The organism is Halorussus sp. MSC15.2, from assembly GCF_010747475.1.
Classification (GTDB): Archaea; Halobacteriota; Halobacteria; order Halobacteriales; family Haladaptataceae; genus Halorussus.
The window spans coordinates 1,359,085-1,378,052 of the sequence record NZ_VSLZ01000001.1 but is presented as its reverse complement, the minus strand read 5'-3'; the positions used below and the strand labels follow the sequence as shown (position 1 = coordinate 1,378,052).

The window sequence follows — 18,968 nt, the reverse complement described above, 5'->3', positions numbered from 1 at the left end:
AACCCGTGCAACTAGCATGGCTAAATCGGATTCCGATAGCAATGGCCTCCGGCAGGATCAACCGGAATGGTTGCCGAGCGCGTAATGGCTCGGTGGGTTTCTGGCGGAGACACATATATCGTGTCTATCTTCTAGGTCCGTTAGTTCGACGACACTAATCGTGTAATCGACCGAGTATCACCGAACTACCAGGGCTAACATCAGATTCCATCGTGTACGGCGGACCGCAGGGGTGGAATCCTCATTTCCTTCGGACCCGAACGTTGGTGTCGATGGGTCATAAACCCATCGAACCTCGGCCGGGTCCGAGACTGCGAGACGAGTTGAACGTCTCGCGAATCGCACTGCGTCTTTTGCTGCATTTGGTTCGAGGTGCCCGTATCAGTTAAGGGCGTCGAACCGTGGTCGGCCTTCGGTGGGAAGACCCCCGAAGGCTCGGTCACGTCCAATCCGAGTGGCCTTATACACTTAAGGGCACCGGATTGGACGTGCGGTCGCCGTCCCGAATCGCGGGACGACGAGGACATCCACTCCGAGTAGCCGTAGACGTTTAACGGCATCGGATTGGAGCGTCGTGCGAGAGGCGGCCGAGACGTCTGATAAAGACGCCGATTCTCGCCACCTCTCGGAGGCCCAAACCACCGGACCTCGTTCGCATTCAAACGAATGGCCGGGTTACACTTAAGCCCGTCGAACCAGAACGACAACGGGGAGAGTTTCCAAGGGAATCGTTCGCAGCGTCGTGTGACGAGATAGGTGATTCTACAAACCGACGGAACTGCACGGCTAACGATTGGTGATTTTGATGCGGGCGGGCGGACATGCATAGATGGCTACTCTCGATACTGCCATCTTCCACTCCTCATTACTCCCCCCATCAACCGATACGGTAATGGGAACGGATTTCGAGATTCGACACCGTCTCGAAACGAGACGATTCCATACCAACGACAGCTAAGTAGTGAGTGTACACAAGTTTCAACGGGAAAACACGTTATGACTCGGAACAGGTCCCTCGTTACCCGCCGTCGAGCGCTGGCAGTCGGGACCGGTGCGACTCTCGGCGCTTTCACACTCCCCTCGGGGTGGTTCCGAAGCCCTCCCCGGCACGCTACGAAGATAGCTGACGGCACGTGGCCGATGCAACGGCGAGACCCCGCACGAACGGGTTACGTGCCGGACGTGGACGGACCGAGAGAGCGGTCGGAAGTCCGCTGGCGGGCCACGCTCTCGGACGACCGCGCGACGCGGACGTGGCTGGTCTGCTCGGCCGGGACGGTCTACGCCGTCTCGGACCGCACGATACACGCCTTCGACGTGACCACGGGTGAACTGAGCTGGCAGACGAGTCGCCTCGGGACGCTACCGTGGAGTAATCGACCGATGCGCGTAAAGACCAGTCCAGTCCTCGACGGGGAACGTCTACTCGTCGGGTCGTCAGTCAGTTTGTACGCGCTCGACCGGGCACGCGGGCGCACGCGATGGGAGTACAAGACGAACAGTAGCCTCGACGAGACGCTTCGCGCCGGCAGTACGGTCTACGTATCGTCGTTCGTGGGAACGGGTGACCGACTCGTCGCCATCGACACCCGGTCCGGTCTCGAGCGCTGGAAAACACCGCCGGATGAGGGTGTTCATCCGAGCGCGTACGCGGAGGGATACATCGTCGGACCGGTTATAGAGGGAGACGGGTCGTTCGGTGCCGTTGGCGCGACCACCGGCACGACGGAGTGGGTACGCAACCTGCACCTCGACAGTGGTCGGCGAGGTGGTCCCTGCATCGCAAACGACACTGTCTACTGTGGGACTGACCCCGTGTATGCGCTGAACCTCGACGATGGGACGACTCGGTGGTCGAGGTCGCTGAGTGCTGCGGGTGAGGAGGTCCGACCGATTTCCGACGGGTCTAGGGTCTACCTCTCGTTCGGTGAGACGGGCCGCGTCGTCGCACTCGATGTGGACACCGGCGAAACGTCTTGGAGTGTCGAACTCCGGGACGGAGTCGAAGAGAGTACGCCTGCTCTCGCAGGTGATACGCTCTACGTCGGTCTCGAAGACGGTGTCGCGGCTTTCGACGCGTCGTCAGGCGAACAGCGATTCCGTGTGAGCAAACCCGAGAGCGCGAATCGGACGAACTCGCCGATAGTCGCTGGCGGTACGTTGTACGTGCTTCTCGGCCGAACGCTGTACGCCCTCGGAGAACCATGAGCGACGGGGGAACTATCCGGGACGGCGTCGCGGACTTCGCCAGATACGTCTCGCTCTGGTTCGCGTTCGGTCTCGCGACGAACGGTCTCGACGTCGCGTTCGATGCGGCGCTCGTCGGTGAACCCTTCGGATGGTCACTACAGGCGAGCAGTCTCGTCGCAGTGGGTGCCGCGTTCGTCGTCCATACGTGGTATCCGGACGTCCGGTCGGGCACAGTCTGGCGGTTCGGTGCCGCGACGTTCCTCGCCTTCGTCACCTTAGGCACGGTCACGGGGACGATGGACGCGCGTACGAACGGGTCGCTGTACTACGTCCTGAAATCGCTCCTCGTGTGGGTCGCAGCGGTGTCCGTCGGGGTGGTCGTCGCGTGGACCGACGACTAGCGGACGTTGGTGACCGGAGCGTAACATTCACTCTTCACTCCGCACGCATCCTCTCTCGGGACCGAGAATCGTAGGGCGATGATTCGGGGAGGAGAACGTGCGACCGCCCAGATGTAATCGCAGACGAAACCCGCAAACATATGTTGGTTGAGTAACTAAAAGAAATCATGGCCTCCCAACAATCGTTGCCGTCGTTCCCCGCCCTCGCAGTCGCACTCCTCGTCGTGTTCAGTGGCTGCGCCGGGATGCAGTTCGGTGGGGCGGACATGTCGGCCGACGAACTCGGAGAGAAAGTCGAACAGAAGTACGAGAACATCGGTACCTTCACCGGAACGGTCACGACGAAGATAGTGACCGGCAACGAGACGCGGACGACCGAGGCGAACGTCTGGGTCAACCAGTCGTCTAACGAGATGCGGTACGAGTACGTCGCGCCCGAGTCACAGAACGGGACGATTCTCGTCAAGAACGATTCAGCGATGTGGATGTACAACGAGACGACTAACACTGCTCGCAAGACGAATCTCTCGAGTTTCGGTACGCAGGGGATGTCCCAGAACTTCCAGCAACTCGTGGAGAACGTCCTCGAAAATTACAACGTCTCGTATCGCGGGACGGAGACCGTCGGAAACCGGAGTACGTACGTCCTCTCGTTAGTCCCGAAGAACGGGAGTTCAATCGCGAACATCACGCAGAACTTCACGTTGTGGATTGACAAAGACAGTTGGTTCCCCGTCAAGCGCCACATGGTCTCGTCGTTCGGCAATCAGACCTACGAGACGACGACGACGTACTCCAACCTGACGTTCGACGCGAACGTCTCGGAGGACACGTTCGAGTTCCGACCGCCGGAAGACGCCGAAGTCGTCGAGACCGAGATTCCGGACACCCAGAAGTACGACACCGTCAGTGCAGCGGAGTCCGATGTCCCGTTCGACGTCACCGAACCCCGACAAGTTCCCGATGACTACGAACTCGGCAACGTCACCGTCACGTCCACGGACAATTACACCGTAGTGTCGCTGTCGTACCGGAACGACACGGACCGACTGCACGTACGGCAGTCGAACCGAACCGACGCGTCGCGTGCAACGAACGCCGACGCCGAAAACGTCACCATCGACGGACAGGAAGGGACGTACGCAGAGTACAGTTCGACCGGCATCGTCCGGTGGACGTGCGGCGGCGAATCGTACAGCGTCTCCGGGTCGCTCCCGAAGTCGGAACTGCTCGCGGTCGCCGAGTCCATCGACTGCGCGTAGTCGGCAGTAGAATTATTTTCAGCCGTTCCCGATGTCGGTCGCGGCAGTCTCGAACCGGTCAGTAATCTCCGAGGACGCCGAGCCGTCGGGCGCGACGCGTGGCGTACTCGAAGACCGCGTACCCGAGGAGTACGTAGCCGGCTGCGGTTCCGACCAGAATCGCCACGTCGCCGGGCGGGAACTCCCAGAGGCGGGTCCCATCGACCATCGCGCGCTGGAGCATCGAACTGCCGAGCGCCAGCGGGAGGAACTTCGTCCAACCGACTCCGAAGGCCGGGGCGGAGACGAGTATCACGAACCCGAACTGGAGGAGGTTGAGCCAGTTGCCGACGCGCTTGTAGAGGACCGTGACGCCGCCGGCCGCGAATCCGAGCCCCAGCACCGAGGCGACGCTGAGGACGGCGACGGGGACCACGGTCAGCACGTCGATTCGGAGGGTCGTTCGGGTCACCAGTAGCATCACCGCGAGGATGACCGACGACGTGACGAACGTCCGAACCAGTTTCGCGACCCCCTTGACGAACGCGACGGGCGCGAACCCGAACGGCGTCATGACGTGGCGTTCGAGCGTGCCCCACTGGACCTCCGCGCCGATGTCGTTGGAAATCGCCGAATAGGCACCCACCGAAAGTGTCCACAGGAAGTAGCCGACGATGATTCCCTCGATGGAGTCGGTCAGCGCGCGTCCGGCTATCATCCGGCCGCCGTAGAACAGCAGTCCGAAGAAGAACAGCGAGACCACGATGCCCCCGACCGCGTTAGCGGGGTAGCGAACGAAGACGAGATACTCCCGGTAAAGGACCGCGCGGGCGAGTTGCAGGTAGCCCGCCCGCCGCGGCGAGTCCTCGGACCCGCGAGACGCGTCGGCCGAGTTCCAGTCGGTCATCGTGACTCACCGCCCGTCATCTCCACGAAGACGTCCTCTAGGTCCGCCTCGACCGTCTCGACCGCATCGAGTGTCACGTCGTGGCGGCGGAGAGACGCCGCCAGCGCGTAGAACCCGTCGCTGTCGGTCGCCACCTCGACGCGGGTCCGGTCGTCGAACCGTTCGACGTCGGTGACCTCGAATCGCTCGCCGATTTCGGCCAGCAGTGACTCGTCGAAGTCCGGACTGGTGATTCGGTACCCCCGCGTGTCGAAGTCGCGAAGCAGATTCTCGACGGTGTCGTCGGCGACGACCCGCCCGTCGTTCATGATGACCACCCGGTCGCAGATGTCCTCGATGACGTCCATGTCGTGACTGCTCACGACCACGGTCAGGTTGCGCCGCTCGACGATTCGGCGGAGTTCGCGGCGGAGCGTCAGCGAACTCTCGACGTCGAGACCGAGAGTGGGTTCGTCGAGAAACACGACGTCCGCTTCGCTCGCCAAGACGCTGGCCAGCGACACCTTCTGTTTCATCCCGCGGGAGAGACTTCGCACGGGTTCGTCGGCTTTCGACGCGAGGTCGAGTTTCTCGAGCAGTTGGTCGTGACGGTCGGCTATCGAGTCGGGGTCGACGCCGCTGATGGTGGCGAAGTACCGGAGGTTCTCCCGGACGGTCAACCGCCAGTAGTCGTTGCGAGCACCCTCGAGCATCGCATCGACGTGGGCGTAGGCCGCGCGCGGATTCGCGGCGACGTCGATACCGTGAATCCGGACGGTCCCCTCGTCCGGCAGCACCATCCCCAGAATCGACTTGATGGTGGTCGTCTTCCCCGCACCGTTCGGTCCCAGCAGGCCGACGACCGACCCCGGTTCGACCGCGAACGAGACGTCCTCGACCGCCGTGACCGCGTCCCCACCGCTTCCGAACTGCTTGCGGAGGCCCTCGACGGCGAGTGCGGCCGACGAGTCGTCGCTGTCCGCGACGCGGGCCGTCTCCGCGGACTGCCCGTGGTCCACTCGGTTCATCTGCAGGGTCATTACGAGTAGTAGGGGCCTGAAGAGTAAAAGGACAGTTACCGGCCGCCAACACCGGCAGAGCGACAGTATGGACTCGTCGAAGTATCGAAATGTCGCCCGGAACACTAACCTCCAGCGTCATTCCGTGGCGGCGTGCCGAGTCTGCTGGCAAACCCTCGTGCCGGGCGGCGCTGTTACCAGCGCCGAATTTCGGGCCGGTGAAACCGGCGAACGAGTGCCGTGCGGTGGCACCAGACACTGTCTGTCGCGTACCCGGGTTCTCCGTGCTGTCATCGCTCCCGTGTGGGACTGCTCGGACGGGGACTTGAGGTACGCACTCGTCGATAGGCGCTCGTGGGGATTAAGGGTTTCCGACGACGGTTGCCCGAGGTCGATAGTTTGTGCATTGAGTTCACGTAACGTAGTATTTCCGTTGTTTTGCGCTGGTTTCCCGCTATAAAGTGGGGACTAGGTGACAGTACTCGTCACTCCCTAATCGTTTAGGTACCGTGCTTTTTGTCCCGGAGTATCCAGTAAGCACTGTATGATGAACACGGACGCTCCGGACGTGACCGACAGCCACGTCGGAGGGGGACGGGGTATCTCTCCGACGCTCGACGCCACGCTCGACCTCCTCTCGAACCGCCGCCGCCGATACGTGCTGTACTACCTCCGAGAACAGGGTCACTCGGTAACGCTCGAAGAACTGGCCGAACAGGTCGCCTCGTGGGAGCGCGACAACGGCGACTCCCCGGACGAAGAACGCGTCCTCGCTGACCTCTACCACAGCCAGATTCCACGTCTGGCCGACGCCGACGCAGTCACCTTCGACGCCCAGGACGGCTACGTATCGCTCGACGACGACGACGCGCCGCTGGTGGAGTACCTCGACCTCGCCGCCCGCGAGGAGAACGTCGTCTAACCCCGCACGAGTCGTCGCTGTCGTCCACCATCCGGAACTCGGCGGACCGAGGCGTTCCGTGCGAACCGCCACACTCCGTACTGACCTTCGGCCCTCCACGGGACCGCTTCGGGGATGGGGTCGCTTCGAACGGGGGATTCGTTTGCGGGAACGCGACTTCTTCGAGAACGGAACTGGTCCGGGAGTGAGCGACGTTTTCGCGGACGAGACTACTTCGAGGCGGACCGCTACAGGGGAGTCACTTCGCCGACGGAATCGGTGATGTCTTCGTCGGCGCGCCAGAGGTAGAGGCTGGCGTAACTCCGGTAGGGTGCCCACCGCTCGGCGGCCTTGACCATCTCGGTCCGGGTCATGTCGGCGTCGAACAGCGCCTCCATTCCCTTTCGGATACCGAGGTCCCCGACCGGGAACACGTCCGGGCGGCCGAGCGAGAACATTAGTTGCATGTTCGCGGTCCACGCCCCGACGCCTTTGATAGACGTGAGTTCGGACAGAACCTCCTCGTCGGTCATGTCGGCGAAGTACGCCTGCGAGTACCCCTCCTCGACGAACGCTTCGGCGATGTTGCGGACGTACTCGGTCTTCTGGCGCGAGAGTCCGACGTCGCGGAGCGTCTGGGGGTCGGCGGCGAGGACTCCCTCGGGCGTCACGGCCACCGCTTCGAAGAGGCGCTCGCGGGTCGCCGCGGCCGAGGCCATCGACACCTGCTGGCGCAGGACGGAGGTCACGAATCGCTGGAAGAAGTCCTCCGCGGGTTCGATGGTCAGCGGGCCGTACTCGGCGACTAGCGGTCCGAGGAGTTCGTCCTCCCGGAGTGCGGTGATAGCTTCGTCGGTCATTCGACACGGCGTAGGGACTGGAGATAGATTAGCGTGTGGCTTGTGAATCACTGGTCGGCTTGTCGCTCTCCAACGACACCGTAGAACGAGTCCCCGGCGCGCGGGAACAGCGCCGCCGAGAGCGCGCCGACGACGAGGGCGAACCCGGCGGCCGCGAGCGGTGACCACCGTCCGGCGAGCGCGCGCCCGCCGTAGGCCGCCAGCGCCAGCGTCGCGTTGTAGTAGACGAGTCGAAGCGCGACCAGCCACGGCGTCATCGCCACCCAACCGAGCGCGTCGGTCGCCAGCGGCGAGACCCATCCGCCGCGAATCAGCGCCGCGCCGCCGACCATCGTCAACCACGCCACCAGTCCGAACGCCTTGAGACCGAACCACTCGGACGCGTCGGCCATCAGCAGGACGGACAACACCGGGAGACCCAGCGCCGACACGTCGCCGAACGTGTACGCGACGTCGTCGAGGAACACGCCCACGCCGTCCTTCTCGTCCACACTGCCTTCCCCCCCATCCGGACCACGACTGTCGCCGTCGAGTCGTCGCGGCGCGGGTCTGTCTGGCGGGGCGGTCGGCCATGACTGTCGGTTCGACGACGCCGACCGTCAAAAATGTGCGGTCGCGCTATCCGGAGTTGCGGGTCGCGGAGTCGCGAGGCCGCCGACTCACTCTTCCTCTTCTTCGGTCTCCTCTTCGGCGTCCACGCGCTTCTGGACGTTGACCTGGTAGTGTTTCAGGATGTCACGGCCGAGCAGGACCGGGTAGTCCATGTGGCCGCGGTCCTCGATACTGGCGGTGACCGTGTGGCGGTTCCCGCCGACGCCGACCACCACGTCCACGACGGGTCGGGAGCGACTCGACTTGCTGCTGCCCGACTTGACTTTGGCGATGCTCTTGATTGGACCGGCACCGATTTCGGCCGCGAGTCTGGTGTCGATGCTGGTCCGAGTGGCCCCCGTGTCCGACTTGGCGATGACGGTTTCCGAACCGCTCGTGCCGCTCAGGATGACCTCTTCCGTGTAGCCGATGACGATAGGTTCGCCGGATGGCGTGTCCTTGGGCCGGGGCTTACAGGCGGGAACCGAGTCGTCCAGCGAGGCGGTCAGGTTCTCCACCGTCGCCTCGTCCACGGCACCGCCGGCTTGCTCGATGGCCAACTGAGCGATGTGCGGCGCGGCGCTCCGGCCGGTCGCCTTGAACAGGCCCTTGAACCCCGCGGTCGGGTTGACTTCGAGGACGTACCAGCCGTCGTGACCCTCGATGAGGTCCACGCCCGCGCAATCGAGTCCGATAGTGGCGGCGGCGTCCCGCGCGATGTTCGCCGCGTCCCGCGGGAGTTCGTCGGTGGCGTCCTCCACGGCACCGCCGAGCGCGACGTTCGTCCGCCAGTCGTTATCGGGCGCGTATCGGTTCATCGCGCCGACGATGCGGTCGCCGACAACGTACACCCGGAGGTCGCGGTGTTCGCCTTCGTCGCGTTCGATGAGTTCCTGAAGGAACGCCTGCCGGTCGCCGACCCGCGGATTGACGAGTTCGTCCGGCCCGACCTTCCACGTCCCGCCGCCGTGGGTGCCGATGGCCGTCTTGTACACTGCTTCCTCGCCGAAGTCGCTTCGGCCGTCGTTGAGGCGGTCGTTCGACAGCGCGAGCAGCGCGTCGGGCACCGGCAGACCCTCGTCGGCGAGTGCTGTCGCGGCCGAGAACTTGTGGATGGCCGTCATGACCGAATTCGGGTCGTTGAGAACCGGCAGTACCGAGTCGTAGATTTTAGCGAGACCGAGCGCCTCGGACGGCTGTTCGGTGTTCGAGAGCAGGAGGCGGTTCACGACGATATCCACGTCGGGTTCGAGGTCGACCTCCCCGTCCCGTAGCCGAACCGCAGTGTTCTCCTCTCTGAGCCACGAGGGGTCGTGGCCGAGGTCCGCTATCGCGTTCAGAATCGCTTTGGTTTCCTTGCTGTTGTGGAGACTAAGTACACCGACCCGCACACTGGACCCGTCTGCAGTCATTGGTAGTCACTAGTTGTACGGCATCGGTTAAAAAGGGAGACACCGAGCGACCGTTCGGGAAAGGACACGTACCGTCTGCCGCGTCTTTATATACAGCCAGGTCCGAATGGGTGGTATGACCGGTTCGGAGGGAGACCCGGACGCGTTTACGTACAGCGACGGCATCGTCGAACCGGGACAGACCGAGAACATCCGATACGGCATCAGCGAGACGTACCTCGGCGACCCGGTTCGCATCCCCGTCACTATCGTCAACGGGACCCAACCCGGACCGACGGTGTTCCTCACGGCGGCGGCCCACGGCGACGAACTCAACGGTATCGAAGTCGTTCGAGAGGTCGCCCACGAGTGGAACCACGAGAACCTCTGCGGGACGCTCGTCTGTCTGCCCGTGCTGAACGTGCCCGGCTTTCTGGCACAGGAGCGCTACCTCCCCATCTACGACCGGGACCTGAACCGGTCGTTTCCGGGACGACAAGGCTCGACCAGCGCCAAGCGAATGGCCTACCAGATATTCCACAACTTCCTCGCGCCGTGCGACATCGGGCTAGATTTTCATACGTCCACGCGCGGGCGGACGAACATGTTACACGTCCGCGCCGACATGGACAACCCCGACGTCAATCGACTCGCCAAGTCGTTCGGGTCGAACGTCATCATCTCCTCGGAGGGTCCCGCCGGGACGCTCCGTCGGGAGACCACCGACTACGGTATCCCGACCATCACCATCGAGATGGGCGAGGCCCACCGGTTCCAGCGACAGTTCATCGACCGCGGTCTCGAAGGCGTCGAGAGCGTCCTCTCGGAGTACGGCGTCCACAGGACCCAGTCGGTGAAGTGGCCGGGATGGCGGACCGTCATCGACGACGCCAAGGAGAAGACGTGGATTCGCGCCGACGCGGGCGGACTGGTGGACATGCACCACGACCGCGGGTCGCTGGTCTACGAGGGCGACACCATCTGCACCATCACCAACCCGTTCAAGACCGACAGCGAACCCGTCGAAGCGCCCTTCACGGGACTGCTGGTCGGCGTGCTGGAGAACCCCGTCGTCTACCCCGGAAATCCGCTGTGTCACATGGTCGAACTGTCCGCCAAGACCCGACGTGCGTTGAAGCGCGAGCGCGGCAGAACCGAGACCGTGGAGACGCCGACGCCGCCGCCCGAGAACGCTGGCGGTCGGTGACTCGGTCGAGGCGGATACGCCAAGACGTGCCCCGAAAACCGGTGGTATCTGTGGACGTCGAGTTCGGCAGTAGGTAGAAACTTCTATTTGCCCACAGTCCAACCTCCCGAACGGACAAGTATGAGTCAATCGTACAATCGAGGCCTCGTCGAAGACTTCGGCCGGTGGCGGGAGTTCACGGCCGGGATGTGGGCCTGGATATTCCACAAGTTCACCGGATGGGTACTCGTCGGCTACCTGTTCACCCACATCGCCGTGCTGAGTACCGCCACGTCCGGTGCGAGCGCGTACACGGACACGATTCAGGGGCTTGAGAGCCTGCTCCTCGTCCGGGTCATGGAGGTCGGCCTGCTGGCGGTCGCCGTCTTCCACATTCTGAACGGCGTCCGCCTGCTGTTCGTGGACCTCGGACTCGGACTCGAATCGCAGGACAAGAGCTTCTACGCATCGTTGATAGTTACGGGTGTCATCGTGTTGGCGAGCATCCCGTCGTTCCTCGAGGGGGCGTTCTGAGATGGCCGAACGCTACTCCTCGTTCCGGAGCGGGAGCCTCTCGTGGCTGCTCCAGCGCGTGACGGCGGCGTTCCTCGTCGTGGTGCTGGCGTTCCACTTCTTCCTCCTCCACTTCGTCCACCACGCCTCCGAGGTGACGTTCGCCGGGACGACCGCTCGCATGGAGCAGTGGGGCTACCTCGCGACGATGATACTCTTCCTGCTAACCGCGACGTTCCACGGCGTGAACGGCGTCTACGCCGCGCTGCTGAATCAGGGCCTGACCGGCACCAAGAAGACCGCGGTGAAAGGCGTCCTCGCTATCGCCGGTCTCGCGCTGGCGGCACAGGGTGTCTACCTCGCGTTCGTCATGTCGGGAGTGATGTAATATGAGCACGCAACTACCAGAAGAAGACCGAGGGAGAACCGAGAGCGCAGAACACGAGGCCGAGTCGTCGGTCGAACAGGAAGGCGCGTCGAAGGGCGACCAGCGACGGGCCGACCGCGACGCCAAGCGCCAGCAGTCGGTGTCCGGCGCGCCCGCCGACGTCGAGGGCGAGAGCTTCCGACTGAAGGTGTTCCGGTACGACCCCGAAGTCGAGGGCAAGATGGAACCGCGGTTCGACGACTTCGCCGTCCCCCGCGAGAAGGGGATGACGGTCCTCGACGCACTCATCTACGCCCGCGACCGCTACGACACCACGCTGACGTTCCGCCACTCGTGCCGACAGGCGGTCTGCGGGTCGGACGCGCTGTTCATCAACGGCCGACAGCGACTCGGCTGTCAGACCCAGATTTCGGACCTCGAAGAGCCGGTCCGGGTCGAACCGCTCCCGCATCAGGACGTGGTGAAGGACCTCGTCGTGGACATGGAGCACTTCTACGACCAGATGCACGCGGTCGAGCCGTTCTTCCAACCCGACGAGGAGTCCGAGGGCGACCTCGAAGAGTACCGACAGACTCGCGAGAACCGCGAGAAAATCAAGATGTCCACGCGGTGCATCTGGTGCGGTGCCTGCATGTCCTCGTGTAACATCGCGGCCGGGGACAACCAGTACCTCGGTCCGGCGGCCATCAACAAGGCCTACCGGTTCGCCATGGACGAGCGCGAGGGCGAGAACATGAAGGAACACCGGATGAACGTGATGGACCAAGAGCACGGCGTCTGGCGGTGCCAGACCCAGTTCTCCTGCACGAACGTCTGTCCGAAAGACATCCCGCTGACCGAGCACATTCAGGAACTCAAGCGGGAAGCGGTCAAACAGAACCTGAAATTCTGGTAAGAGATTAGCAACTATGCACGAACACGACGTTCTGGTAATCGGCGGCGGCGGTGCCGGACTCCGAGCGGCCATCGCGGCCCACGAGGAGGGTGCCGACGTGGCAATCGTCACGAAGCTCCACCCGGTTCGGAGCCACACCGGCGCGGCCGAAGGCGGTATCAACGCGGCGCTCCGCGAGGGCGACGACTGGGAACTCCACGCCTACGACACGATGAAGGGGTCGGACTACCTCGGAGACGCCCCCGCAATCGAAACCCTCGCGCAGGACAGCCCCGAGGAGACCATCCAACTCGAAAACTGGGGGATGCCGTTCTCCCGCGAGGACGACGGCCGAGTCTCCCAGCGACCGTTCGGCGGACTCTCCTTCGCCCGGACGACCTACGCGGGGGCCGAGACCGGCCACCACATGCTCCACACGATGTACGAGCAGGTGGTCAAGCGAGGCATTCAGGTGTACGACGAGTGGTACGTCTCGAACCTCGCGGTCACCGACCACGACGACCCGGCCGACCGCGAGTGTCACGGCGTCGTCGCCTACGACATCAAGACCGGACAGGTCGAGGGCTTCAAGGCCCGAAACGGCGTCATCCTCGCGACGGGCGGCACCGGACAGGTGTACGACCACACCACCAACGCGGTCGCCAACACCGGCGACGGTGCCGCGATGGCCTACCGCGCGGGCGTCCCGCTCGAAGACATGGAGTTCGTCCAGTTCCACCCGACCACGCTCCCCTCGACGGGGGTCCTCATCTCCGAGGGCGTGCGCGGTGAGGGCGGCATCCTCTACAACAGCGAGGGCGAGCGCTTCATGTTCGAGCACGGCTACGCGAACAACGACGGCGAACTCGCCTCCCGCGACGTGGTGTCGCGCGCGGAACTGACGGAGGTCAACGCGGGCCGCGGCGTCGAGGACGAGTACGTCTACCTCGACATGCGCCACCTCGGCGAGGAGCGCATCACCGACCGACTGGAGAACATCCTCCACCTCGCGCGCGACTTCGAGGGCGTGAACGGTCTCGAAGAGCCGATGCCGGTCAAGCCCGGCCAGCACTACGAGATGGGCGGCATCGAGACCGACGAGAACGGCGAGACCCTCATCGACGGTCTCTACGCCGCGGGCGAGTGCGCCTGCGTCTCGGTCCACGGGTCGAACCGACTCGGCGGCAACGCCCTGCCGGAACTCATCGTCTTCGGCGCGCGCGCCGGTCGTCACGCCGCGGGTGCGGACCTCGGCGAGGCCGAGATTACGAAGGGCAAGACGGGCGAAATCGAGGAAGAGGACGGTCTCGACACCCCCGTCGAACCCGGTGCGGTCGAGGCGAGCGACGACGTGGCCGCAGACGGCGACGAAGACGCCGTGGCGGACGGCGGTGCGGCGGTCGTCGAACCCGACGAGACGGTCCGGCGTACCATCGAACGCGAGCGCACCCGTATCGAGCGCCTCATGGAGAAGGACGACGGCATCCAGCACGCCGAACTCCGCGACGAACTCCAGCAGTCGATGACCGAGAACGTCAACGTCTTCCGGAACGAGGAGAACCTGAAGGACGCGCTGGAGGACATCCGGGAGGTCCGCGAGGCGTATCAGGACGTGTACGTCAACGACCCGTCGCGGACGTTCAACACCGACCTCATTCACACCATCGAGACCCGCAACCTCATCGACCTCGCGGAAGCCATCACCCTCGGCGCGCTGGCGCGCGACGAGTTCCGCGGCGCACACTGGCGGCAGGAACATCAGGAGCGCAAGGACGACGAGTGGCTCAAGCACACGATGCTCTCGTGGAACGACGGGTCGCCCGAACTCTGGTACAAGCCGGTCATCCTCGAAGGGCAGGACAAGACCTACGAGCCGAAAGAGCGGTCCTACTGACCGACGCGGCCGTCTCCGCGAGACCCTTTTCACGGTCGTCCGCTCGTTTCTGCGGTCGCTCGCCGACTCGTTTTAGCGAACGCGAACGTCGTTCGGAGGGAGCGATAGCGACGACGTTCGACATCGGTGTCTCCGTTAGTGGCACAGCCCTCTCGGGGTAGTCGGACTGGCGGTCCCACAGTGTGCGTGCACTGCGGTCGCCCGGGACCGCACGAAGCGTCCGGTCCGAGTTCGTCCCGGTTTCGTACGTGAACCTTGGCCGGACCGTGGACGGCCACACAGTTTCGCAGAGAGAACAGAGCCGTCTATCCCGCGAGTCCGAGCATCGAGAGGAGGTCCACGCCCGCGTCGAAGTATTCGACCGTCTTGTAGCCGACGTAGATGCCGACGATGCCGACGACGCCGGGGAGTTCGGGCGGCGCGGGCATCGGAATTCCGAGGAAGGTGAACAGCGCGCCCGTGACGAACCCCGTCAGGAGTGCGAGGAGCGTGAGTGTGACGTTCATGTCCTCCGCGTTGGCGCTGGACCTCAAAAGCAGTTTCTGGTTGCGGGTGTCGAGAACAGTCCCAGAAGCCACGTCCGCTCGTCCGCGTCACCGAGCGAAGCGCAGTTGCTCGGGGCAGTCGCGATAAATAGAACCGAGTCGTGGAAGGGCGGAAAAGCGGGTCGTTACTTCAGCGCCACTGCGAGAGCGTGTTCGACTCGTCGAACGGCATCGCCAGATACGCTTCGTCGTTCGAGATGTCGGCGATGACCGTCGTGCGTTCTTCGTCGCTGTCGTCCACAGCGAACATGACTTCTCCCTCTTCGAACGATTCGTCGAGGTCTGACGTGGGGATTGTCCAACTCAGGGTAAATCACCGTCGTTCGTTTCGACGTACTCGGTTGTAGCCGCGGTAGGTTCTTTAGTATACGCCACCCTCCCGTTCGTAACGGGAGGTTACGGGCGTCTTACTGCCTCCAAAACGGTTGAAACGGAGCGATACACCCGGCGCTCAGCCCCGTAGTCGGCCCGCGAGGAGCGCCGCTCCGAGCAAGGCGACCAGCGACACACCCAGACCGAACCCGGGGACGCCGCCACCGGTCTCCGGCCCGGCATCGGTCGTCGCTCCACCGGCGTCCTGCGCGCTCACCTCGACTTGGACTTCCTCGGTCACCGTCGCACCGTACTCGTCCTCGACGACCACCGTGACAGTCTTGGTGCCCGCCGACCCGAAGCTGTGTTCGACCGACTCGCCCGTCACCGTCGCGCCGCCGAACTGCCACGTCACCGCCACGTCGCCGACGTCGTCGCTCACGTTCGCCGAGAAGCTACTCGCCTTGCCGACCGTCGCGGCGTCCGGCGTCCGGACGCTGACCGTCGGCCGGTCGTTGACCACGAGCGTCGCCGTCGCGGTGTCGCGGAGACCGTTCTCGTCGGTGACCGTCAGGTTCACCGTGCGCACGCCCGGGCGCTCGAAGCTGACGGTCGCCGACTCCCCGGTCGCCGACCGCTCGCCGACGGACCACTCGTAGCTCGCCAGCGTGGCGTTCTCGGCCATCGAACCGCTCGCGGACAGTTCGACGGTGTCGCCCGCCATCACCGCGTCGTCGGCGTCGATGCTCGCGGTCGGCGCGGGCACGGACGTCACCGCCAACGTACTCGCATTCTCGGTCTCGGCCGACAGAATCGCCGTGCCGTTCGCCTCCGAGACCACCGTCGTCCGTCGCAGCGACCAGCCCTCCGCAGTGCGCTGGGCCACGCGGACGTCCGAGAGGTCGGTCCCGACGGCGCTCTTCTGGACCGCGAACTCGACGGTGGCCGACACGTCGGTCACCGCCTCGGACCCGTTCATCGACACCGCGTAGAGGGGGTCGCCGGGCGGCGAGAGCGCGGACAGGTCGGTGCGCTCGGCGACCGCGAGGATTCCCGAGACGTTCGAGTCCGCGAGCGTGACGGCCTGCACCGGCGAGTCCTCGAACCTCACGGTGGTTCCGGACTCGTTGGCGTCGGCGTCCTCGACGGCCGCGACCGCGGGACCGCCGACCCGGACGACCCACCCGTCGCGGTTGTCGCCGTAACTCGTGGACTCGCCGACGGCGAGGTAGCCCCCGCCGTGACCCTCCACGACCGGCCAGAACTTGTCCCAGTAGTTCTGGCCGTACGTCCGCTGCCAGTCGCGTTTGCCAGCGGAATCGGTCTTCAGAACCCAACCGTCAGCGCCCGAGTCTCCGAGGACGTGCTTCGTCCCCGAGACGGCGTACCCGCCGTCGGGGTCGTCGTGGATGCCGAAGAAGGCGTCGGACTTGGGGGTCCCGTAGGTTCGCTGCCACTGGGTCTGGCCGTCGCCTCGAATCTTGAGCAGCCAGCCGTCTTCCCCGCCCGCGCCGCGACTGGCGGTCCGACCGACCAGCACGAACCCGCCGTCGGACGCCGCGGTCGCGTCGTGGACGCGGTCGAACTGCCCGCCGCCGTAGGTCTGTTGCCACTCTAGGTCTCCGCGGCTATCGGCGCGTATCACCCACGCGTCGCCCGGGTCCACGCTGCTGCCCTCGGTGGTCCCGGTCAGGAGGAGTTCGCCGCTCCCGGTCACGAACACCGAGTTGACGTACTCGTCGGCCCCCGAGCGGCGCGTCTCGTAGGTCTCGCTCCAGACCTCGTCCCCGTCCGAGGAGAGTTCCATCAGCCATCCCTCGGCGGACCCGCGGTCGTCCTGCCAGCCCCCGACGTACACTTTCCCGTCCGAGCGCGTGAGCGACCAGAGCGCCGACGGACCGCTGTCGCCGTAGGTCCGTTCCCACTTTTTGTCGCCCTGAGGACCGAGTTTCATCACCCATCCCTTCCACGCCTGACCGGTGGACTCGGTCTCCATTCCGGCGACGAGGTAGCCGTCTTCGACCTGCACCACGTCGTAGATGCGGTCGGTCCCCGGTCCGCCGTAGGTACGCTCCCACTTCGTCTGGCCTGTCCGGTCGAGCATCGAGACGTAGCCGTCGTGCTTCCCGTCGGTCGCCGAACTGTTCGACCACCCCACGACAAGATACCCGTCGTCCACCTTCAGACCGGTCGCTAGCTTGTCGTCGTCACCACCGCCGACCGTCTTCGCCCAGCGCTGAGAGGGTCCCGACGAGTTCCCGGCGTCGTCGGGCGTGCTCGCGGCCGTTACGGGTCCGGTGACCGCGGCCGCGACGACGAACAGCGCGAGCAGCGTCGCCAGAACAGTTCGTTTCACGTTCGGTACCTCCGTTCGGGAGTTGCGTAGTCGTTCCTGAGCATCGTAGTTCACCGTAGTGCGTGTTATTCCGACGTTGAAGCGTTCTCGCCGGACGGGGACCGCCCGAGCGAGGGTTATCGGGGAGGTACCGCCGTTCGGGGCTTTGTTATACGCGAGTTGTCGCCCGCGTAGGCCGCACCTGAACCCGGCTCGTAGCGTTTCGCGAATCGCCGGTCGGCAGCGCCGCGTCCGGCGATTCGTCCTTCGGCCGGGAGTAACGTCGCGTTGTACTCCGACAGTCGGGTGATAACAAAGTAGCAATCCAGCGTTGGCCGGGTGTAATGAGCCGTCGAACTCTCCTCGGTCAGTCTCGGACGAACGTCGCCGCCTCCCCGGACGACCCATGAGTCACGGAACGACAGACGAGACGCTCGTGGACCGCCTCGCCCGCCCGACGCTCCCGCTCGACCTGCTCGCTATCGTCGGGTACGCCGTGGTCGCGGTCGCGCTCCTGTCCCGACCCGGCGTGTACGGGTCGCCGCTGGGGGTCGCAGTCGGTCTCCCGCTGGTGTTGTTCGCACCGGGCTACGCGCTCGTCGCGCTGCTGTTCCCCGGTGCGACGCCGGACGACGCCGCGGTCGGTCGGACGCTCGCCGCCGTCCGTCAACACGGACTCGTCGAGACCGAGCGCGCGGCGCTCGGGTTCGGTCTCAGTCTGGCGGTACTCCCGATACTCGGCGTCGCGCTCGCGGTCTCGCCGTGGGCCATCGACCCGGGAACCGTCCTGCTCTCGGTGGCGGCGCTGACGGTCTCCCTCTCCGCCGCGGCCGGGGTGCGCCGCCTCCGGCGTCCGGCCGACCGCCGGTTCGCGCTCTCGATTCGGGCGTGGGCCGACGGCGGTCGGCGGGCCGTCTCCACGGGGTCGCTGGCCGACAGGGCGGTCAACGTCGGTCTCGCGGCCGCCGTCGTCGTCGCCGTGGCCGCCGTCGGCTACGCGGTGGCCGCGCCGGGTGACAGTCAGGAGTTCACCGGCGTCTCGCTGCTCTCCCAGAACGAGACCGGCGAACTCGTCGCGGACGACTACCCGGAGAACTTCGAACGCGGCGAGAGCCGACCGCTGGTGGTCGAACTGGCGAACCAGGAGGGCGAGCAGACGAGTTACTCGGTCGTGGTCGAACTCCAACGGGTCAGGCAGGCCGACGACGGCGGCGCGAAGGTGGTAGAGGACCGGACGCTGGCGACGTTCACGCCGACCGTCGGCGCGGGTCAGGAGTGGCGGACCACCCACGAGGTGACGCCGACGATGACCGGCGAGGACCTCCGACTGGTCTACCTCGTCTACGAGGGCGACCCGCCGGCGGACCCGACCACCGAGAACGCCTATCGCAACGTCCACGTCTGGGTGAACGTGTCCGCGTGACGACTCCCGAGACACTAT

At 64.8% G+C, this 18,968-nt stretch carries 17 protein-coding genes and 1 rRNA gene; 10 read left to right on the top strand and 8 right to left on the bottom strand.

From position 1 onward, the window contains the following. A 16S ribosomal RNA gene (locus FXF75_RS07135) occupies positions 1-68 on the bottom strand; the annotation flags it as partial. A gap of 1,072 nt (positions 69-1,140) precedes the next feature. On the opposite strand from FXF75_RS07135, the gene FXF75_RS07130 reads away from it, so the two are divergent. From FXF75_RS07130 to FXF75_RS07120, 3 genes are all read left to right on the top strand, one after another. Beyond that, positions 1,141-2,208, top strand: coding sequence for a PQQ-binding-like beta-propeller repeat protein (locus tag FXF75_RS07130; RefSeq protein WP_163521020.1), 1,068 nt, complete (start codon positions 1,141-1,143; stop codon positions 2,206-2,208). After that, the gene (locus FXF75_RS07125) at positions 2,205-2,591 is read left to right on the top strand and encodes a hypothetical protein (protein ID WP_163521018.1); all 387 of its coding nucleotides are present in this window, start codon (positions 2,205-2,207) and stop codon (positions 2,589-2,591) included. Before FXF75_RS07130 ends, FXF75_RS07125 begins: the two co-directional genes overlap by 4 nt. Positions 2,592-2,758: 167 nt before the next feature. Further along, the gene (locus tag FXF75_RS07120; protein ID WP_163521016.1) at positions 2,759-3,853 is read left to right on the top strand and encodes an outer membrane lipoprotein-sorting protein; all 1,095 of its coding nucleotides are present in this window, start codon (positions 2,759-2,761) and stop codon (positions 3,851-3,853) included. A 58-nt stretch (positions 3,854-3,911) separates the two neighbouring features. Here FXF75_RS07120 and FXF75_RS07115 read toward each other — a convergent pair whose 3' ends face one another. Together FXF75_RS07115 and FXF75_RS07110 are read right to left on the bottom strand one after the other, a co-directional pair. Then, complete coding sequence (locus tag FXF75_RS07115) at positions 3,912-4,739, bottom strand: ABC transporter permease (RefSeq protein ID WP_163521014.1); 828 nt, start codon at positions 4,737-4,739, stop codon at positions 3,912-3,914. Further along, positions 4,736-5,746: an ABC transporter ATP-binding protein gene (locus FXF75_RS07110; RefSeq protein ID WP_163521153.1), complete on the bottom strand. Its 1,011-nt coding sequence runs from the start codon at positions 5,744-5,746 to the stop codon at positions 4,736-4,738. Before FXF75_RS07110 ends, FXF75_RS07115 begins: the two co-directional genes overlap by 4 nt. Positions 5,747-6,281: 535 nt before the next feature. Here FXF75_RS07110 and FXF75_RS07105 point away from each other — a divergent pair. Next, a complete protein-coding gene (locus FXF75_RS07105; protein ID WP_163521012.1) occupies positions 6,282-6,659 on the top strand; it encodes a hypothetical protein in 378 nt (125 codons plus the stop codon). Between the two features lie 227 nt (positions 6,660-6,886). On the opposite strand, the gene FXF75_RS07100 is transcribed toward FXF75_RS07105, so the two are convergent. The 3 genes from FXF75_RS07100 to FXF75_RS07090 form a co-directional block, all read right to left on the bottom strand. Further along, entirely contained in the window at positions 6,887-7,498 is a 612-nt protein-coding gene (locus tag FXF75_RS07100) for a DNA-3-methyladenine glycosylase (RefSeq protein WP_163521010.1), read from the bottom strand. A 47-nt stretch (positions 7,499-7,545) separates the two neighbouring features. Then, entirely contained in the window at positions 7,546-7,989 is a 444-nt protein-coding gene (locus FXF75_RS07095; RefSeq protein ID WP_163521008.1) for a hypothetical protein, read from the bottom strand. A 168-nt stretch (positions 7,990-8,157) separates the two neighbouring features. Beyond that, a complete protein-coding gene (locus tag FXF75_RS07090; RefSeq protein ID WP_163521006.1) occupies positions 8,158-9,501 on the bottom strand; it encodes a RimK family alpha-L-glutamate ligase in 1,344 nt (447 codons plus the stop codon). A gap of 115 nt (positions 9,502-9,616) precedes the next feature. Here FXF75_RS07090 and FXF75_RS07085 point away from each other — a divergent pair, with 115 nt between their 5' ends. The 5 genes from FXF75_RS07085 (at position 9,617) to FXF75_RS07065 (ending at position 14,335) form a co-directional block, all read left to right on the top strand. Further along, entirely contained in the window at positions 9,617-10,687 is a 1,071-nt protein-coding gene (locus FXF75_RS07085; protein WP_163521004.1) for a succinylglutamate desuccinylase/aspartoacylase family protein, read from the top strand. Positions 10,688-10,807: 120 nt separating this feature from the next. After that, on the top strand, positions 10,808-11,200 hold the full coding sequence (sdhC, locus tag FXF75_RS07080) for a succinate dehydrogenase, cytochrome b556 subunit (protein WP_163521002.1): 393 nt from the start codon (positions 10,808-10,810) through the stop codon (positions 11,198-11,200). Position 11,201: 1 nt separating this feature from the next. Continuing rightward, positions 11,202-11,567 carry a succinate dehydrogenase gene (locus FXF75_RS07075; protein ID WP_163520999.1) on the top strand — a complete coding sequence of 122 codons (366 nt, stop codon included), beginning with the start codon at positions 11,202-11,204 and terminating at the stop codon, positions 11,565-11,567. A 1-nt stretch (position 11,568) separates the two neighbouring features. Beyond that, on the top strand, positions 11,569-12,462 hold the full coding sequence (locus FXF75_RS07070; protein ID WP_163520997.1) for a succinate dehydrogenase/fumarate reductase iron-sulfur subunit: 894 nt from the start codon (positions 11,569-11,571) through the stop codon (positions 12,460-12,462). Between the two features lie 13 nt (positions 12,463-12,475). Beyond that, positions 12,476-14,335 (top strand): FAD-binding protein, encoded by a 1,860-nt coding sequence (locus FXF75_RS07065; protein ID WP_163520994.1) that lies wholly within the window; start codon positions 12,476-12,478, stop codon positions 14,333-14,335. Between the two features lie 305 nt (positions 14,336-14,640). Here FXF75_RS07065 and FXF75_RS07060 read toward each other — a convergent pair whose 3' ends face one another. Next, a complete protein-coding gene (locus FXF75_RS07060) occupies positions 14,641-14,841 on the bottom strand; it encodes a XapX domain-containing protein (RefSeq protein ID WP_163521151.1) in 201 nt (66 codons plus the stop codon). A 490-nt stretch (positions 14,842-15,331) separates the two neighbouring features. Beyond that, positions 15,332-17,548, bottom strand: a complete 2,217-nt coding sequence (locus FXF75_RS23295) for a PKD domain-containing protein (protein WP_163520992.1) — start codon at positions 17,546-17,548, stop codon at positions 15,332-15,334. 385 nt (positions 17,549-17,933) lie between these two features. Here FXF75_RS23295 and FXF75_RS07050 point away from each other — a divergent pair, with 385 nt between their 5' ends. Beyond that, on the top strand, positions 17,934-18,950 hold the full coding sequence (locus FXF75_RS07050) for a DUF1616 domain-containing protein (RefSeq protein ID WP_163520991.1): 1,017 nt from the start codon (positions 17,934-17,936) through the stop codon (positions 18,948-18,950). Positions 18,951-18,968 lie beyond the last annotated feature (18 nt).

Coding starts and splice junctions, on each gene's coding strand:
- FXF75_RS07130 (WP_163521020.1), top strand. CDS start 1,141: ATGCAACGGCGAGACCCCGCACGAACGGGTTACGTGCCGGACGTGGAC.
- FXF75_RS07125 (WP_163521018.1), top strand. CDS start 2,205: ATGAGCGACGGGGGAACTATCCGGGACGGCGTCGCGGACTTCGCCAGA.
- FXF75_RS07120 (WP_163521016.1), top strand. CDS start 2,759: ATGGCCTCCCAACAATCGTTGCCGTCGTTCCCCGCCCTCGCAGTCGCA.
- FXF75_RS07115 (WP_163521014.1), bottom strand. CDS start 4,739: ATGACCGACTGGAACTCGGCCGACGCGTCTCGCGGGTCCGAGGACTCG.
- FXF75_RS07110 (WP_163521153.1), bottom strand. CDS start 5,746: ATGAACCGAGTGGACCACGGGCAGTCCGCGGAGACGGCCCGCGTCGCG.
- FXF75_RS07105 (WP_163521012.1), top strand. CDS start 6,282: ATGATGAACACGGACGCTCCGGACGTGACCGACAGCCACGTCGGAGGG.
- FXF75_RS07100 (WP_163521010.1), bottom strand. CDS start 7,498: ATGACCGACGAAGCTATCACCGCACTCCGGGAGGACGAACTCCTCGGA.
- FXF75_RS07090 (WP_163521006.1), bottom strand. CDS start 9,501: ATGACTGCAGACGGGTCCAGTGTGCGGGTCGGTGTACTTAGTCTCCAC.
- FXF75_RS07085 (WP_163521004.1), top strand. CDS start 9,617: ATGACCGGTTCGGAGGGAGACCCGGACGCGTTTACGTACAGCGACGGC.
- sdhC (WP_163521002.1), top strand. CDS start 10,808: ATGAGTCAATCGTACAATCGAGGCCTCGTCGAAGACTTCGGCCGGTGG.
- FXF75_RS07075 (WP_163520999.1), top strand. CDS start 11,202: ATGGCCGAACGCTACTCCTCGTTCCGGAGCGGGAGCCTCTCGTGGCTG.
- FXF75_RS07070 (WP_163520997.1), top strand. CDS start 11,569: ATGAGCACGCAACTACCAGAAGAAGACCGAGGGAGAACCGAGAGCGCA.
- FXF75_RS07065 (WP_163520994.1), top strand. CDS start 12,476: ATGCACGAACACGACGTTCTGGTAATCGGCGGCGGCGGTGCCGGACTC.
- FXF75_RS07060 (WP_163521151.1), bottom strand. CDS start 14,841: ATGAACGTCACACTCACGCTCCTCGCACTCCTGACGGGGTTCGTCACG.
- FXF75_RS07050 (WP_163520991.1), top strand. CDS start 17,934: ATGAGTCACGGAACGACAGACGAGACGCTCGTGGACCGCCTCGCCCGC.